Origin of the sequence: Xanthomonas sp. CPBF 426, from assembly GCF_903989465.1 — a bacterium.
GTDB classification, from domain to species: Bacteria; Pseudomonadota; Gammaproteobacteria; order Xanthomonadales; family Xanthomonadaceae; genus Xanthomonas; species Xanthomonas euroxanthea.
This window is the reverse complement of record NZ_LR861805.1, coordinates 4,254,906-4,270,467: the sequence shown is the minus strand read 5'-3', so window position 1 is coordinate 4,270,467 and position 15,562 is coordinate 4,254,906. Positions and strand designations below refer to the sequence as shown.

Below are 15,562 nucleotides of genomic sequence, written 5' to 3'. Positions count from 1 at the left end.
TCCTCAATGCTCGTGCGATGCGCCGGACTTCTCGATGTCAGCCTTGACGAGATAGCTCTGTTCGACCACGACCTGATCGCCAGCCTTGAGTCCTTCAAGCACCTCCACCTGTTCGGTATCGCCTTCGCCGAGCCTGACCGCATGTGCCGTGTAGGTGTCCCCGGTTCGCACGAACACTGCCTGGCCACCATCCAGCGTTTGCATCGCCGAACGCGGCACCATCAACGCGACATTACGGTTGCTGATCGCGATTTTTGCAGTCACGGCAACGCCAGGCCGCCACTGCCCGTCCAGGTTCTGCAGCGTTGCACGGGCGGTGGAGCTTTGACTTGCAGCGCTTGCTCCTGGCAGCACCCCATCGATCGTTGCTTGTGCACTCGTGCCGTCATATAAGCGCGTAACTACGACGCTTGATCCAGGCACCACCGAAGCCATTTGCGCACCGAACACGCTGAGATCTGCCCAGACCTCGCTCAGATCGGCAACATCGAACAGTACCTGTCCTTCCGCTGCGCCACCGCCGACCTGCGCCTGGCGCGTCAGCACAACACCACTGATTGGTGCGGATACGGAATAGGTGGAAAGGCTGAGGTTGCTTTCGATGCTTGCCATGGACTGCCCCGCTCTGACACGGTCACCCACATTTGCGCGCAGTGATCTGATGCGCCCCGGATAGCTCGCCGTGACTTTCGCATCGCTGCCATCGATTGCCGCGATCTGACCCTGCACTTCGAGTTCGATCGCAATGGCACCTGGCCCGGCCGCGACAACTCTGATGCCGTTTGCATCAGCCTCTTTACGAGCAATGCGTGTGGACTTGGGCGCTTCGTCCTGACCTTCTTCTTCGCCATGCGCCTCTTTTGCTTGTGGCTTGCTGTCAGCGGCTTCTTTATCGTCCTTTGCCTGTGGTCCGCCGCAGCCGGTCAACTGGGCGGCGATTGCGAACAAGAGCATGAGCGTGAAGGTATTCTTTCTGACCGGTTTCATGGCTGCGAGGTTTCCTTGGCGTTGGCGCCTGCTGTCGCCATTAATGGCTGACCAGTCAGTCGCTGAATTTCGATGAGAGAGGATTGGGCGGAAATGGCTGCCTGCAGCTGACGTCTACGTGCTTCGATACGTCTGTCTTGCAGCATTCCCCACTCCATGTAGCTGATCGCTCCGGCCCGCCATGCGCGATCTGCCGCTTTCTCAGCTTCCGCAAGGCGAGGAAGAACATCGGTGTCGAGCCGATTGACCTCCAGGCGCGCGATTGAGTAGTCGCCATGGGCAGCGGACAATGTAGAGAGCAGGCGAACCAGTAGCGCTTCACGCTCGACATCATTGAGGGCCAGCTCTGCTTCAGCCGAGCGAATTGCTGGCTGTGCACGGTGACCGGTTCCAATGGGGATACTCAGCCCCGCAATGACACCCACCGCGCTATCGCCTCGGAGTGCGCGTGCACCGATTTGCCATTGCGCGTCAGGACTGGCCTCGGTTCGAGCCAGGCGCACCTGAGCTTCAAGAATCCGTTCTTCACCTGCTACTTGAGCAAGTTCGGGATTGGAGGTCAGATAGTCGCTCAGTTGCTTGAAGTCACTCAGGGCAGGCAGTCGCATTGGATCGCCGGACACCAGGCCGGCCGCCGCTTCTCGCTGATTCCACAGAGCCGCGAGATTTTGTCGCGCCCAGCGCTCGGCTTGCGCTGCCCGATCACGATCAAGCTCTGCTTCTGCAAGGGCCGCCTTTGCTGTCAACACGACCGACTCGGGCGATGCACCTGCCTCCAAACGACGGCGTGCCGCATCGACGGTTCGCCTGCGCTGCTCGATGTCCAGATCAGCGATTTCTCGCTGTCGGATGGCTGCGGTGATCGCGAGGTAGCGGCGTGCCGTTTCTGCCAACAGGTCCAGGCGTGCGATTTCACGCTGAGGAGCTAACGCATCAATGCGTGCTATTGCCAGGGTCCGGCGGGCATCGAGCTTGCCGCCACGCTCCAAGATGCCCGAAAGCGTAACGGTCAGCTCTGCTCGACCAAACGTCCGGTAGGGGCCGGTGCCCAAGACATTTTCAAGCGTTGCACCCAGCATCATTTGTGGACGTTGGCCTGCGCGTTCGGCATCCGCAGTCAGGACATCACGTTGTCCATCGACCAGGCGTAGGTCGGGGTGGGTCTTGGCAACGCGCTGAACCGCGTCGTCAAGTGTCAAATCTTGGGACAGCGATCGATCCTGCGCATATAGCGCAGGCACGACCGCTAAGGCGGCTACTGCCGCCAATCGCAACCACATAGGAACTCTCCGATAGCGAAATGTAACGAAACCGCCAAAGGGCGGCGCAGTCGTTACAGCGCTATTGGGGGACGAATATCCGAGGAGGCTGGAAACGACACAGCCAGAGTCTTTATGGTTTGAGGCTGGACCGCAGGCACCTGCATGGCATGCAAAATCAGCATCGCCGGCGTCACCGCAGTCAGATGGCCACAGCAGTGTGAGGCATGCATGAGTGCGTCAAGCAAATCGCCTGCCTGTGGATCGCCAATAGGAGATGTTTCACCTTCGCTGCCTTGAGTGCTGGGGCTATACAAATGGTCCCCAGATACAAGGAAAGCTTGGTGCAAGTCTGCCACCGCAGCGAGGACCGGATTGGACAGCACAGCGATCAGCAGCAAAGCCATGGCTGGGAGGCGGAGCAATCGACCAAGGCGGTGAAGCATACGGTTCATATTTCGATGACCATACGGGTTAATAACGCCGTTACACAATCTCAACCGGCTACGCATACATCGTCGATTAATCTTGAGATGTTCAGGGTCGAGCTGGTGCTGTGCTTACAATCGACCAGCGTGTGAGCCTGTCTTATCGCGGAGGTCCTGTTTTAGCTTTTAACGGTATTTTCAAAGCGCTCGACAGCGCTTTGATGCAACATGCCGACCGATCCAAGTTGTCGATAGTCTGATCCGGATGTCCGATGCAGGGGAGTTCAGCTCAACACGCTGCACGCCATCGGCGAACAGCTTGGCCTTGATCGCTGACTCGGGCACGTCACGGCCGATGCGGTGAGCTTCGTCCAGATACGCCTGCAGGCTGCGCATTGCCTCGCGCATGACGACTGCCGAGTCGGGCCGGCGTAGGTGTAGACGCGCCCACGAATGGCGTACGGGACAATCTGAGCGGTCTGGACCGTGACACTGTCGGTCAGCGGGCGCACGTCATCGTTGGTGAGAATCGAAGTGACCTTCTCCGACAACGCCTGTGGAGCCGTGCCATCGCCGGTGCGCGATTGGACCGTGACCAGGACTTGGCCAAGCGCGGGGCTTGTGGCGCTGGCGTCCATGACATCGGCCGCTGCGCTGAGTGCGTGATAGATGTAGGCGCCCTCGGGGCCGGCAACGCTGAAGCCCTCCGGCGCAAGCTGGATCCGGCGGCGGAAGTCCACGTCCGACTCGTAGGTCGGTGTAATGCCGTTCTCCGGTTGGCCCGGATCAAGCATCAGGCGCGCAACACCGAGTAGCGCTCCCAGGTGATCGAGGTTGGTGCCGGTGGCGAAGGCAAGCATGGTCTGCTGGGCCTTGTCGTTGGCGCGCTGGCGAATTAATAGCTCGCGGGCCGCGAACAGCTGCAGGAGCTTATAGACAGGGTCGGCTTCGGTGAGCGCAGAAAATTCTGGAAGCAGCTTGCGGAATTGCGCGAGCGCCTCGGCAAAAATCGTCTCAAAGCTTAGCGTTTCGACCAGATCTGGAGCTTGGAGCTTTGAGAGATCAACTGCTGTAAAAGAAGCCATGAGAAGAGTACTGGCGGGCTTGGATCAATCCTCCCCGGGCGCCGTACTTCTTCTCATTGCAATAGCATGTACATAGGTGAATTACAAAACAGCGCGACCTATGACGATGCAAACAGCAACTGCCAGATAAGCTTAGACTGAAATTTCTTCTGCTGATGTAATTCCGCTGCTTTGCGAGCTTGCTCGTTTGAGTGCGCCGTCTAAGCTGTCGAGTTGGTCCATATCCTTGAACCAACTTGCGCCCCACTTTGATTTGAGCCCGCTCGCAATCAGAGAGGAGCGGATACGTCGAGCAACCGATAGTAAACCTGCCTCGCTGATGCCGGGCAGGTAGATCGCAAATTCCCCCGGCGCCAGATGCCCAAGGCCATCTTGTGGACGCGTTGCCGCTTGTAGGAGTCGAGTAGCAATTTCGATCTCTTTCCTCGTGCCTACGTCATTGCCTGCGCTACTGACATCCAGATCGAAAAGTAAGATGCCACCTTGTTCGTTGCGATGATGTTCTGCGGCACTCTGTAGCAGGACCTGGAAAGAATTCAAGTCGTAGAGGCCACTCAGCATGTCAACCTTTTTTTCATCGCTCACAAGGGCGGTAGGTTGTTCTTCTGACAGGTGCTGCGCCCAGGAGCTGGCAAGTACACGCCCGAAGGTCTCAGCCACCGGTAAAAAATGCACGAGCTCATCGTCGGCAATGTGCTTGTCGATGCCACACAGCATGCCTTCCATCTTTCCAGGAATTCTGATCGGCACGCCAAGGTAGCTTGCAATACCAAGCTCGATAGCAATCGGCGCTTCGGCAAGGTAGGTGAGCTTTCCCAGATCGGGCGCACATTGGGGCCCTCCCATACTGATGACCCTTCGGCACACCGATTCCGACCACGTCAGAAATTGATCAACTTTCAATCCAAAGCTTGCGTCAGTGCACGCCCGGATGATCCAGTAGTCGTTCTTGACCTCTGCGAACAACCAAGTTTTTAGCGGGGTGAGCCGAGCAAGACAATCTAAGAGATCGCCGATCGTCTCACTGGTGGAGGTGAACGGAAGCTGCGTTTTGAGAGAGCCGGGCATGCGTGTGCTCCAGAAGATCCCCTCTTATCGGCGAGCTTCGTCAATTCTGCAGGCACGGAGTGCGACGCCCACTCAAGCGGACGCGACCGCCGTCAGTGCCGCGCTCTCCGTACGATGGTTTCATTGGCTACGTCGCAAGTTGTCCAGCAGTCAGTGAAATGGAGCCTGCATCGCATGTTGGATTCCGTTTAGCAGGACCTCACGCGAGTAAGGCTTTCGCAGAAATTGTGTGCGATCGGGCAGCTTCTGCGGACAAACTGCTCCGGAGGTGAGGATGGCTGGCGTTAGTACGCCACATGCTCGAAGGTAGGCAACCAGGCCATATCCATCCAATTCTCCGGGCATTTGGATGTCGCTAAAAATCAATTTGATTCCAGGCTCGCTATGCAGTCGCTCCAAAGCCTGTGAGGGATCACAGGCAGTAACGGCTGAGTACCCCATATCCATAACTAGTAGCGCGGCAAGCTCGAGCAAAACGGGATCGTCGTCCACGATCAAAATTAACAATTTATTCTTGGTGGGCATGCAACTCGAGCTCCGTGATTGTGTGTTGATGTCCCGAAGCGACCGGCGCACAATGAGCCGACTTCACGCCTATCTCACAACTATGAATTCGTTAATTCCTGATAGGCAAGACTGGTGCCGAAAGGTTGTTGAGCTTTCGGCGGATTCCATCAAGTGTTTGTCGCTGTCTGGAGAGGTGCTTTACGCCAACTCTCACGGCATGGCTCGGATGAGTAACGTAGTCGCCGAGCCAGGGATTGGTACGCAATGGACTTCGCTATGGTCAGCAGAAGTGCAACCACTTGTACTTAATGCGCTTGAGTCTGCCAGAAAAGGCAAGTCTTGTGATTTCGAGGTCCAATGCGTTAATGCTCATGATCGGCATCAATATTGGCATGTCTCAACGAGTCCACTGTGTGACGATGGAGGTGAGATTAATGCTGTGCTTGTTGTCAATCGTGATATCACAGCGCGTCGCTTAGCGGAATTTGCGTTGGAAACCCTAAAAAATAGCCTCCGCGACTCAAATCGGCAGATGCCCGCACGGCTTAACGATGACCGACAAAGCTTCGATGGAGTTGAGTTTCCTGCGAGCTCTACAGCGCCAGGAGAGGAGACCGAGCCCAAGGGCGATAACCTGGCTGAGCTTGATATCGCTAAAGCTGCGCGACGAGTTGCTGAATCGGTTGCCGAGCAGGCTCAGAAAGGCGAAGCCATTGGGCAGTTGCTCGCGGGAGTTGTGCACGATTTGAACAATGTTTTACATGCATCGCGCAGCGCGATAGGGCTTGTCACCAGTCGAAGGAAAATTGGAAGCCGCGATATGCAGCTTTTAAGCATGGCGGAGAAAGCGTTAGATCATGGCGCGGCGATGTCTAAACGCTTATTGAGCTTCGCCGCGAATCATCCATATGTGGTTGAGCAAACAGATCTTGGTGCCTTGACGGCGCAGATGATGCCCCTGCTTACACAAGCAGTGGGCTCTGGTGTCAAGTTGGAACTTTTGCCCTGTACCGAGACATGCATCGCTTTGATGGATCCTCACCTGGTGGAACGTGCCCTCATGAATCTTGTCATCAATGCAAGGGACGCCTGTGGGGATGTTGGTCTCATCTGGGTCGTTGTCTCGACCAGCTCTGTTTCAGAAACTGACGCGAATCTCCATCGTGCTGCAGGGGACTACATAAGCGTTTCGGTTCGTGACAATGGCGAAGGCATCGCACCTGCGGTGCGAGCCAGATTGTTTGAGGCGTACTTCTCCACCAAACCCAGCGGAAAAGGAACAGGTTTAGGGTTGGCGCAGGTCTATGGTGCGGTCCGCCAAGCTAATGGTCATGTCGACGTACAATCTGAACCTGGCCATGGTGCCTGCTTCACCATGAGTTTTCCTAGGCTATAACGGTCGCATTGCAATGCGAGTGCGGTTCTCACTTTGTTAGATGTTCGGTTAATAGATCACCGATAAGTGAGCGGTCGCTTGGTGCAAGCCCGAGTAATTGCCGCCGCGGATAAGTCACCCTTGGCCCGCCTAATCGGATTTGATCCGTTAACCCATCTTGGTGCACACGTGCGATGCGCGCCACGCGTCCGACAAGCCCCACACTCACAGCGTTGGGGCTGGCGCTGACTTTGAAGAACTTGGCTTGCCGCAGCTTGGCAAACATCTTGGCGCGTTTGACGCGCCCGTACTTGTCACGTAGCTGCTGCTTGCGCGGCGCGTACGGCGAGCCATCCGGCGCCTGCTGCTTGCCAATGCGCTGGCTCTGCGAACGCCGAAGTTCCGCTCCGATCTTACGAGCCAGCGTGCGACGTTCGCCCGGCTGCAGGTGTGCCAGCAGCGGCGCGGCCCAGTCCTCCAGTGCGGTCAGCTCATCCATGTCGGATCGAGCTGCGGCTCAGGCGCATGCGTCATGTCGTAGCCGCCACCGTCCTTCGCGGTCACGACCACTCGTTCGGTCAGCGGCAGCTTGATCGACAGATCCACCGCGTCGTTGGCGAGGATGTCGGCCTCGAAGGCAATCTCGCCACGGCGCGACGAGTTGGACAGCAACTCAGATTGATTGACCTGCACCCATTCCAGCAGCGGCAGCATCACGCTGTCGGGATGGCCGGCATAGTCGGTCAGGATCAGGTTAAGCGTGTACTGGTACTCGAACGACAGCCCGGGCTGGAACGTGCTGACCAGGCTGCCGGCGTCGATGAATACCAGCAGCCGATCCGCATCGCGCGCCAGGTCCGGCAGTGCCGCGACCAGATGCGCGCGCAGGCTGGCAGGCTTGATCACGGCGCCGGCTCCGGTGCGTGCAGGTCGATCCAGCCCTGCAGCGCGCTCAGCTGCGTGGCAGTGGCGTGGCAGCTGTAGTTGTCTGCAACGGTACCGGCAATGCCAGAGAGCGTAATGCCTTCGGCCGGCGCATCAGGATCTCCGGTGGGCGGCCCGGCAGGGTTGCCCGTGGCGGCGTCGTGCAGCCGCACAAAGCCAGCAGGGATAGCGCAAGCAGCATCGGCGTTCTGGGTGACATAGATCGGAACCTCGCGGGTGATGGTGGCGCCTACCTCGTGCACGACTTGCACGCGATCAACGAACCTGGTCACAGTTCGGACTGAATTTTTTTTGCTGTCGCGTTCGGCAATGGCTGAATTTTTTTCAGCTAGAGCTTGGTCGCGTGCTATCTCTGCGGCACTGACACGCCGCTCCTGCCACACGCAGCCACCGACGAGCAGCGCAATCAGCGCTAGCAGGATGATCAGGCGCGTGACCATCAGCTCACGCCCAGGATTTGCAGGGCGCGCTGCGTGCGCGTGACGCGATCGCTGTGGCCTTCGGGCAAGCGCTTGGCGCGTGCGTTGCCCAGGTTGATCTTGCGGCCCAGGCCCAGCACATCGCCGGCATCGGCCAGGACGTTCAGCCCGTTGTCTTGCCGGTACGCCGCCGCACCCAACGCGCTTGGCTCGATCTGCAGCAACAGGTCGGGTTGGTCTTCGACGGGCAGGCCTATCAGCTCACCGATACGGCGGTAGTTGCCACGGAAGGTGTGCTGCATCGGGCCACGGCCCGGTAGCGGTGACCGTCGCCGCTGGCGGCATTGCCGTTGCCCAGGCGGTCGGCGTAAACGAAGTTGGCCAGGCCGGCAGGATTGCGCAGGAACTTGGGCGCTTGCGCCGACGTGATGCGTGCGACGGAGACTTCCAGCAGCCGGGTGCTGGTCGTGTAGGTCAGGCCTTCTTCCATGCGCGGCAGGCTTAGGCTTTCGTGGCCGACCTGGCCGAGCCAATGCGCGGCGCGACGCTTGGTGGTGATGCCAAAGCGGTTGGCAGCGGCAAGCAGTGGGCCGTGCCAGCGCTGTGCGCGTTGCGTGGAGCACTGCATGATCGAGGCGAGCTAGGTATCGGTAAACATCAATCGACCTTCAGGATGCGCGCCACATTGCCCTGGGCGCGTTAGGTGAGCACCGCCAGCACGATCAACGTGCCCAGGTGCCAAAGACTGACTTGCGAGCCGGCGCCGGCCAGCAGGATGTGCAGCGCCTGGCCACCACTGCTGGCGATCAGCAACCACGCGCACCAGCCCGCGCCGCGTCGATGGCGCGCATCGACGGGCCGGTGGTAGGTAAGCGGGCGGACGCAGATGGCGAGCCGCGGCAGGTCCGCTGCGGTGTCAGAGCACCCGCCAGAGCATGTAGCCTGCAGTGATGAAGATGAGGAGTGCAAATGCGTTGTTGAGTGATCCTCGGTATGCGGCCAGTGCCGTAGCTGCGCGTGCTCCTGCGACGCCTCCTGCGCTGCCGGCGACGATCAATGCTGCAGCGAGTGACCAGTTCACCAGCCCGGAGTGCGCGTAGTTCAGCGCGGTGGTCAGACCGAAGGCGGAGACAGCCACGAGCGAGCTGCCTACCGCTGCCAGCATTGGCATGCCGGTGGCGGTCATCAGGCCTGGCACGATAAGGAACCCTCCACCGATGCCAAAGAAGCCGGAAAACCCGCCGGCGATCGTCCCCAGCCCGATCAGCGCGGGCGCATTGCCCTTGCCGAGTCGGGCATTCGCATCCTCCTGTATGTTGCGCCTGCGCAGCATGCGCAAGCCGATCACCACCATCAGCACTGCGAACAGGGCCAGCAGTCGCTGTCCGTCGAAGGCCTTGCCCAGGGTCGAGCCGAGGTAGGCGCCGGCGACGCCGGCCAGGGCGAAGACCCAGGCACACGGCCACCTGACGTTGCCATGGCGGGCATGCACGAACAGGTTGGAAAGCGCGTTGGCCGCAACCGCCAGCGCGCTCGTCCCGATGGCCACATGCGGATTATCGACACCGACCAGGTAGAGCATCAACGGGACAGCGAGAATGGAGCCTCCGCCGCCGACCAGCCCCAGCACGAAACCGATCAGAATTCCGGAGAGCCCGCCCAGCGCCAGCTGCAGCAGTGAAAGGGTCTGCATGGTCAATGGCTACTCAGGGCTGGACGACGCGTCGCAACGAAGGCGCGGAGTGAGGGCGGAAAGGTCGTAACCTGCGCCGTAGGCGACGGACAGGACCTGGTCGGTCGTAAGTCCGGCAGTGCGTACCTGCCCAAGAGCCCACAACGACGTCGAGCGCGTACCGGTCCTGCAATAGGCGGTAACCGGAGCTGGCAGCTGCTGCAGCAACTCACAGAACTCCCGCACCTGGCAATCAGAAATGGCGCCAGCCACGACGGGCAGATAGGCGAAGCTCATACCTGCGCGCGTGCAGGCTGCCTGCATGGCCAGGTGATCGGGTTGGTTCGGCTGCTCGCCGTCTGGCCTGTTGCAGACAACGCTTGCGACACCCTGTCTGGCCAGCGCGGGGAGATCGGCAGGACGCAACTGATCGGTCACGAGCAGATCGGGTGAGAGCGATCGAAGTTTCATGGGGGGGCCTTTCCTGCGCGTGCGGTGGAGGAGTGCGTGGAGAAGTACTCCGGCCACCAGGGACGCAACAAAGACCAGTGCGAACGCCTGGCCGGTCGCCAGCAGTGCGATGGCCGGGCCCGGGCAGAGCCCGGCCAATCCCCAGCCGATGCCGAACAGCGCTGCACCGATAACCAGCCTGCGGTCGATCTGCCGTTGCCGCGGCAGCTGCAGTGCCGCAGCAAGCACGGGGATGCTGCGTGCGCGCACCCATCGATAGGCGATGGCCGACGGGATCAATGCGCCCGCCATCACCAGCGCCAGTGACCAATCCCAGGCGCCGAAGACATCAAGGAAGGCAAGCACGCGCGCAGGATTGGCCATGTCCGACACCACCAAGCCCAGTCCGAACAACGCCCCGCAGAGAAAGGCGGTCAAACGGATCATGCGCCGGTTCCGGCGGCGAGCCGCACGACCGTCACCGTTGCCATACCCAGCAGCATGAACACGGTAGTGGCGACGATGGAGCGCGGCGACAGTCTTGCCAGTCCGCTTACCCCGTGCCCGCTAGTGCAGCCAGCACCCAGGCGGGTTCCATAGCCAACTAGCAGGCCAGCTAGGATCAGCACCGGTGCGCCGGCGCCAGTCAAAGACGCAAGCGCAACTGGCTTGATCGCCAATGCCACACTTGCGCTGGTCAGAAGCCCGGCCAGGAACAGGGCGGACAGCGAACGCGCGCCGCCAGCCTGCAAGCCGAGCGCGTCGGCGAGCAGACCGGAGATGCCAGCGATACGGCCAACGAGCAGTAGATAGGCGCCCGAGGCGATACCGATCATCAGGCCGCCGATCAGGGGCAAGTACCATGCAAGCGGGGGCAGAGTCATAGCAGGTCCAACGGCAGCTTCAGGTAACGCACACCGTTGTCGTCCGGCGCGGGCATATGGCCGGCACGCATGTTGACCTGCACCGACGGAAGGAGCAGTCGCGGCATGGGGAGGGTGGCGTCGCGCTTCTCCCGCATCTCGACGAACATGTCCTCGGAGACCCCCTCATGCACATGCACATTTGCACTGCGTTGAGCGCCGATCGTAGTTTCCCAAGCAAACCGGTCCCGGCCGGCGGCCTTGTAGTCGTGGCACACGAAGACACGGGTAGCGTCCGGCAGACCCAGCAACCGCTGGATGGAGCGATAGAGCTGGCGGGCTGAGCCACCCGGAAAATCGCAGCGGGCAGTGCCGTAGTCCGGCATGAACAAGGTATCGCCCGGAAACACTGCATCGCCGATGACGTAGGCCATGCACGCTGGCGTGTGGCCAGGAACATGCAGAGCCACCGCCTGCAGATTTCCTATGGCGAATGCTGCACCGTCGGCAAACAGATGGTCGAACTGACTGCCATCGCGATTGAAATCCGCACCAGCGTTGAAAATGTTGCCGAAGGTGTCCTGCACGCGTGTGATGTGCGCGCCGACAGCAAGCTGTCCGCCCACCTGTTGCTGCAGCCACGGCGCAGCCGACAGATGGTCGGCGTGTGCATGCGTTTCGAGCAGCCACTGCACCTGCAGGCCCTCGTCACGTACGTATTGCACGAGTGCCGCAGCGGAGTCGGTTGCCGTTCGGCCGGAAGCCATGTCGAAGTCGAGTACGGTGTCGATGATCGCGCAGGCCGACGAGCGAGGATCTCGGACCACATGGCTAGCGGTAAAGGTCGCAGGGTCAAAGAACGTCCTCACCTGCGGTGCGGGTGCGTCGCCGGTGAGGATGCCGCCGACGAGGGCACCAGCCGTTTCCAATGAGGCATCTGGTACGGAAGACCTACTCACGTTTAAAGCACCAAATAGATATGAGATAATAGTTTCATACTTTCACTAACATTGCAACTATTGTGTGTTTGCGTCTTCGTTCGTTCAGTCGCCGCAGAGCTTAGCTATTACCCTAGTGCACCCTGATCTGCATTGCTCCGCGACTCGTGACCGAAACCACTCTTACCGTCAGTGATCTTGCCGCCATGAAGGAGCGCGTGCCGGAAGTGGCCGAGCTGCTACGCTTCATTGCCACGCCGTCACGCCTGTTGCTGCTTTGCCAGTTGTCCCAGGCCGAATCCACCGTCAGCGGCCTGGAAGCGACAACGGGCATACGGCAGCCTGCGCTGTCACAGCAACTGGCTGACCTGCGGCAGCGGAAATTAGTCCTTACTCGGCGCGAGTCCAGATCCATCATCTACCGCTTGGCCGACCCAAAGGTGGCTGCATTGTTGAGCGCCATGCATGCAATCTTCTGTGCGGACACTGACCAGTAGGATCATCGCTCTAGAAAATTGCAGTCCAACATTTTGACTGCAAGACGTAGCTTCCGGCACCTGCGGCCCAAAGCACGTCTGCGCTTCGAAAAGAGAGTGCTACTCGTAGAACCCATCTCTGGTACGCCTTTTTCTAGAGCATCAGAGCGCCTCCCGGGCAATGACATCAATCAATATGGCGTTTGGGGTTGTCTCACTATATTGGAAACTTCCGTGAAAGAGTCATGGCTATGGGTAAGCTACTACAGTTGTGGGAGCGATTAAGACTCCGGCGTCGGCTGTTTTTGTTGTAGCATCAACTTGTCGCGGTGATGGCTAGTGCCGTAGATGCAATTGCCAGACTCTAGAGTATTGCGCGACAACTGCAGGTATGTAGTATCGAATACTCTTGCCTAAAGATCGCCGTAGTAGAAAATTTTTACATTTAGAAATTTAAATTTTTGCAGAGTATGCTTTTCTGCAGTCCGGGGGCTGCAGGTCTTATCTACTTGTTTAAAATTTGTAAAATGCATTCCTGTAGTAGCGGGAATAATAAAAAAATCATTCCGGTGCCCGCAACACACGCCAGCCAGCGCAGATGGATTAGGCGCCTGCGTCGAGAGTTGTAGTGGCAGAGGTCTGGTAAATCATGCCAAGCCTGGTGATTTTTAGCGAAATTAATTCTCACCGATGGTTTAATATATTTTTTTGACGGCATGGTGCGCTCCAGTCAATGCAAAGCAATGACGCAGTAGTCAATTGGATGCCAAGTATTCCGGATGGGCGTGTACAAGTGCAGATTTCTGTAGGGCATGTAGGGACGATCTTACAGTGCGCGATATGCCTATGTTTTAAGGGTTTTTTGGTTTGGTCTTGGCAATAGGTGTCTGTTCAGGATCGGTAGGAAATTAATCGCATATGCGCAAGTTTATTTCTTCGCGCCAGACGCATGTGCCGCTGTTCGGCATTTCATATTGTCGTGCGCGAGTCGGTCCATTTTTGCCTTTGCTGACCTGGAATCGGCTTTTTATTACTGCGCTAGAAAAATTCCATAAATACCGTCGCCTTGCTCCTGGCTTCAGGTATTTGCCGCAACCTGAAGTCGTAAATGATAAGTTTTTAACTTATTCTGCCGAGCTCTAAGGCGTGTCGTGTAAGTTGACCAGCCAGTCAGCTAACGAAATATGAGATGGGTTGCTGGCGCGTACTGGCAGGTGTCTTTAGTAATGCCATTCTGACCAGCCAAAATACATACTGCTGCATCTCTGAACGAATGTAGACAGCCGATTGTCGCGCCCCTCAAAATGAAGGGCGCGACAAACACGGTGCTTCCGGTCTACGCCAGTCTCGATTAATCGACGCGCTTGCCCCTTAGATCCTGCTCAATCTGATGATTACGCCGTTGCGCCCAGGTGTCACGTACGAAGGCATAGTCATCTGTTGCTTCCCGGCGCATTTTGTCCATCGGGAGCAGCTGCGCACGCACGTCCACTAGCTGCATGATCTGCAATTTGTCTGCGACGCTTGGATTGTCGATCTGGTTGATAACGGAGAGTTGCTGGTCCCCGAGGCCGCCGAAGGCATCACGCACCGTGCGCGGCCCCATAATCGGCATCACAAGATAGCGTGAGTTCCGCCACCCCCAAGTAGCGAGGGTCTGACCGAGATCCTCGCCATCAGGCTTGGGCAAGCCGATGCGTCGCGCTGGATCAAACACGCCGCCGATACCTGCGGTTGAGTTGACGACGAATCGTCCAAGCGATTGGCCGGCTTCGCCTGGGCGGCCCTGCAGTAGTTGATTCAAAGCGGTGGTAGGGAGACGAAGGTTTCCAAAAAGCCGCGACACGCCTGCCTGCACTGGATCCGGCGTGATCTTGTCGTAGCCGATCGCTACGGGCCGGAAGACGAACTTGTCAACCACGCTGTTAAAGCCATGCATTTTGCGGTTAAAGCCTTCCCATGGATCGCGCACTGGCTGGCTGTACAGCGTCTCAGCGTCCTGTTCGGCTTGCGTGATTATTTCGGGACCACTGCCGACCGTTGGTGGCGGCGTCGGCTGGGCAGCGGCGTCCACAGCGCTCAGTGCAGCGCTCCCCTGCATCTCTTCGTGGCGCTCCTGTAGGGTGTGATCCTGGGGGGCAATCGGCATCGCCGTGTTGTCCGGTACGCTTTCAATTGTCTGCTTGCCTGTATTGCCCGCATGGGCACCTGTGCAGAACGCAATCGCTACGAGTAGTAGGGGTTGAAGGTTTTTCATTACAATCTCCTTGGGGAAATTATTTTGTTAAAAGCGGTACGCGTAACCGAGGGCGATCGTCGTACTGGTAGTCTTGTCCACTAGCGGGCTGTCCTCGATGGTGCTGCCTACGCGTGTGGCGCCAAGATCGATGAACATGGCGTGGTGGCGTGATGGAAGGTAATCCATGCGTAGGCCGAACTGAATATTGGTTGTTGCTGTGCCTTCGTAAAATGGCCGCCCAGCCAGCGCTTCGGATTGCCGAACGCCGTAGTAGTAGTCAACGAATTTGTCATCAACCCATTCGGCAGCGAGGCGCGGCGTCAAGCCGAACTTGCCAGCCGAAAATCGCCGATCTATTTGAACTTTTGCCCGCGCGCCCTTGCTATTGCCCATGGTATCGGCGAGGACCTCAGCACTGAGATTGGCAAGCTCGGTTTTCCAGATAAGTGCTCCGCCGGCCCATAAACTACGGCTGCGGTCATCCATTCCCGTCATAAAGGGTGAATCATCAGCGTTATAACCGTCACCGGATAAGCGAACGCGGGCACGCAGTGAAAGGTTATCAGTCGAGAAAAACTTGAAATCTAAGACCGGGACCGTTGCACTGATCCACTTGCTTTCGTAAGAGATAATGGGAAGGGGAAATATCTCGCGATCAAAGTCGCGATAGGGCTGGTCTAGAACGACGGCTCCTATGCCCGCTGACCACCGAGCACCTTCTCGGGTATCTTGTGCGAGAGCGGAGGGCACCCAGGCAGTGGCGAGCGCTGTGGCGGCGATGAAACTCCGCGTCCACAATGCATGTTGGCGACGCGAAAACTGATGATGAGACATGGTCTGCTCCTTTCTGT

At 58.5% G+C, this 15,562-nt stretch carries 18 protein-coding genes and 3 pseudogenes; 3 read left to right on the top strand and 18 right to left on the bottom strand.

What is annotated here, in order from left to right:
* Positions 1–3: 3 nt before the first annotated feature.
* The 6 genes and pseudogenes from H7A87_RS18085 to H7A87_RS18060 form a co-directional block, all read right to left on the bottom strand.
* Complete coding sequence (locus H7A87_RS18085; protein WP_119128130.1) at positions 4–987, bottom strand: efflux RND transporter periplasmic adaptor subunit; 984 nt, start codon at positions 985–987, stop codon at positions 4–6.
* Entirely contained in the window at positions 984–2,267 is a 1,284-nt protein-coding gene (locus H7A87_RS18080; RefSeq protein WP_119128132.1) for a TolC family protein, read from the bottom strand. Before H7A87_RS18080 ends, H7A87_RS18085 begins: the two co-directional genes overlap by 4 nt.
* A gap of 53 nt (positions 2,268–2,320) precedes the next feature.
* Positions 2,321–2,653 carry a hypothetical protein gene (locus H7A87_RS18075; protein ID WP_147421071.1) on the bottom strand — a complete coding sequence of 111 codons (333 nt, stop codon included), beginning with the start codon at positions 2,651–2,653 and terminating at the stop codon, positions 2,321–2,323.
* Between the two features lie 219 nt (positions 2,654–2,872).
* Positions 2,873–3,759: pseudogene (locus H7A87_RS18070) on the bottom strand (baseplate J/gp47 family protein).
* A gap of 132 nt (positions 3,760–3,891) precedes the next feature.
* Positions 3,892–4,827: a diguanylate cyclase gene (locus H7A87_RS18065; protein WP_119128136.1), complete on the bottom strand. Its 936-nt coding sequence runs from the start codon at positions 4,825–4,827 to the stop codon at positions 3,892–3,894.
* A gap of 150 nt (positions 4,828–4,977) precedes the next feature.
* Complete coding sequence (locus tag H7A87_RS18060; RefSeq protein WP_119128138.1) at positions 4,978–5,352, bottom strand: response regulator; 375 nt, start codon at positions 5,350–5,352, stop codon at positions 4,978–4,980.
* 52 nt (positions 5,353–5,404) lie between these two features.
* Here H7A87_RS18060 and H7A87_RS18055 point away from each other — a divergent pair, with 52 nt between their 5' ends.
* Positions 5,405–6,730, top strand: a complete 1,326-nt coding sequence (locus tag H7A87_RS18055; protein WP_232087884.1) for a PAS domain-containing sensor histidine kinase — start codon at positions 5,405–5,407, stop codon at positions 6,728–6,730.
* Positions 6,731–6,758: 28 nt separating this feature from the next.
* Here H7A87_RS18055 and H7A87_RS18050 read toward each other — a convergent pair whose 3' ends face one another.
* The 10 genes and pseudogenes from H7A87_RS18050 to H7A87_RS18005 all read right to left on the bottom strand — a co-directional run bounded on the left by H7A87_RS18050 (position 6,759) and on the right by H7A87_RS18005 (position 11,957).
* The gene (locus H7A87_RS18050; RefSeq protein ID WP_119128140.1) at positions 6,759–7,208 is read right to left on the bottom strand and encodes a phage virion morphogenesis protein; all 450 of its coding nucleotides are present in this window, start codon (positions 7,206–7,208) and stop codon (positions 6,759–6,761) included.
* On the bottom strand, positions 7,196–7,615 hold the full coding sequence (locus H7A87_RS18045) for a phage tail protein (RefSeq protein ID WP_119128142.1): 420 nt from the start codon (positions 7,613–7,615) through the stop codon (positions 7,196–7,198). The genes H7A87_RS18050 and H7A87_RS18045 overlap by 13 nt, the downstream gene beginning before the upstream one ends.
* Positions 7,612–8,094, bottom strand: a complete 483-nt coding sequence (locus tag H7A87_RS18040; RefSeq protein ID WP_119128144.1) for a hypothetical protein — start codon at positions 8,092–8,094, stop codon at positions 7,612–7,614. Before H7A87_RS18040 ends, H7A87_RS18045 begins: the two co-directional genes overlap by 4 nt.
* Positions 8,094–8,701 (bottom strand): annotated as a pseudogene (locus H7A87_RS18035) (glycoside hydrolase family 19 protein). The gene H7A87_RS18040 and the pseudogene H7A87_RS18035 overlap by 1 nt, the downstream one beginning before the upstream one ends.
* A 71-nt stretch (positions 8,702–8,772) precedes the next feature.
* Positions 8,773–8,976, bottom strand: a complete 204-nt coding sequence (locus H7A87_RS18030; RefSeq protein ID WP_119128337.1) for a phage holin family protein — start codon at positions 8,974–8,976, stop codon at positions 8,773–8,775.
* Positions 8,977–8,989: 13 nt separating this feature from the next.
* Positions 8,990–9,751 (bottom strand): sulfite exporter TauE/SafE family protein, encoded by a 762-nt coding sequence (locus H7A87_RS18025; RefSeq protein ID WP_119128338.1) that lies wholly within the window; start codon positions 9,749–9,751, stop codon positions 8,990–8,992.
* A gap of 24 nt (positions 9,752–9,775) precedes the next feature.
* A complete protein-coding gene (locus H7A87_RS18020; RefSeq protein ID WP_119128339.1) occupies positions 9,776–10,216 on the bottom strand; it encodes a TIGR01244 family sulfur transferase in 441 nt (146 codons plus the stop codon).
* Positions 10,217–10,234: 18 nt separating this feature from the next.
* Positions 10,235–10,642 (bottom strand): annotated as a pseudogene (locus H7A87_RS18015) (DUF6691 family protein); the annotation flags it as partial.
* The gene (locus H7A87_RS18010) at positions 10,639–11,079 is read right to left on the bottom strand and encodes a YeeE/YedE thiosulfate transporter family protein (RefSeq protein WP_119128146.1); all 441 of its coding nucleotides are present in this window, start codon (positions 11,077–11,079) and stop codon (positions 10,639–10,641) included. The pseudogene H7A87_RS18015 and the gene H7A87_RS18010, both read right to left, overlap by 4 nt.
* Positions 11,076–11,957, bottom strand: coding sequence for an MBL fold metallo-hydrolase (locus H7A87_RS18005; protein WP_119128340.1), 882 nt, complete (start codon positions 11,955–11,957; stop codon positions 11,076–11,078). Before H7A87_RS18005 ends, H7A87_RS18010 begins: the two co-directional genes overlap by 4 nt.
* A gap of 245 nt (positions 11,958–12,202) precedes the next feature.
* Here H7A87_RS18005 and H7A87_RS18000 point away from each other — a divergent pair, with 245 nt between their 5' ends.
* Both H7A87_RS18000 and H7A87_RS17995 read left to right on the top strand, forming a co-directional pair.
* Positions 12,203–12,493 carry a metalloregulator ArsR/SmtB family transcription factor gene (locus tag H7A87_RS18000; protein ID WP_119128341.1) on the top strand — a complete coding sequence of 97 codons (291 nt, stop codon included), beginning with the start codon at positions 12,203–12,205 and terminating at the stop codon, positions 12,491–12,493.
* Positions 12,494–13,390: 897 nt separating this feature from the next.
* The gene (locus H7A87_RS17995; protein WP_147421072.1) at positions 13,391–13,615 is read left to right on the top strand and encodes a hypothetical protein; all 225 of its coding nucleotides are present in this window, start codon (positions 13,391–13,393) and stop codon (positions 13,613–13,615) included.
* 208 nt (positions 13,616–13,823) lie between these two features.
* Here H7A87_RS17995 and H7A87_RS17990 read toward each other — a convergent pair whose 3' ends face one another.
* Complete coding sequence (locus H7A87_RS17990; protein WP_119128148.1) at positions 13,824–14,729, bottom strand: MlaA family lipoprotein; 906 nt, start codon at positions 14,727–14,729, stop codon at positions 13,824–13,826.
* A gap of 27 nt (positions 14,730–14,756) precedes the next feature.
* Positions 14,757–15,545: a MipA/OmpV family protein gene (locus H7A87_RS17985; protein ID WP_232087883.1), complete on the bottom strand. Its 789-nt coding sequence runs from the start codon at positions 15,543–15,545 to the stop codon at positions 14,757–14,759.
* Positions 15,546–15,562 lie beyond the last annotated feature (17 nt).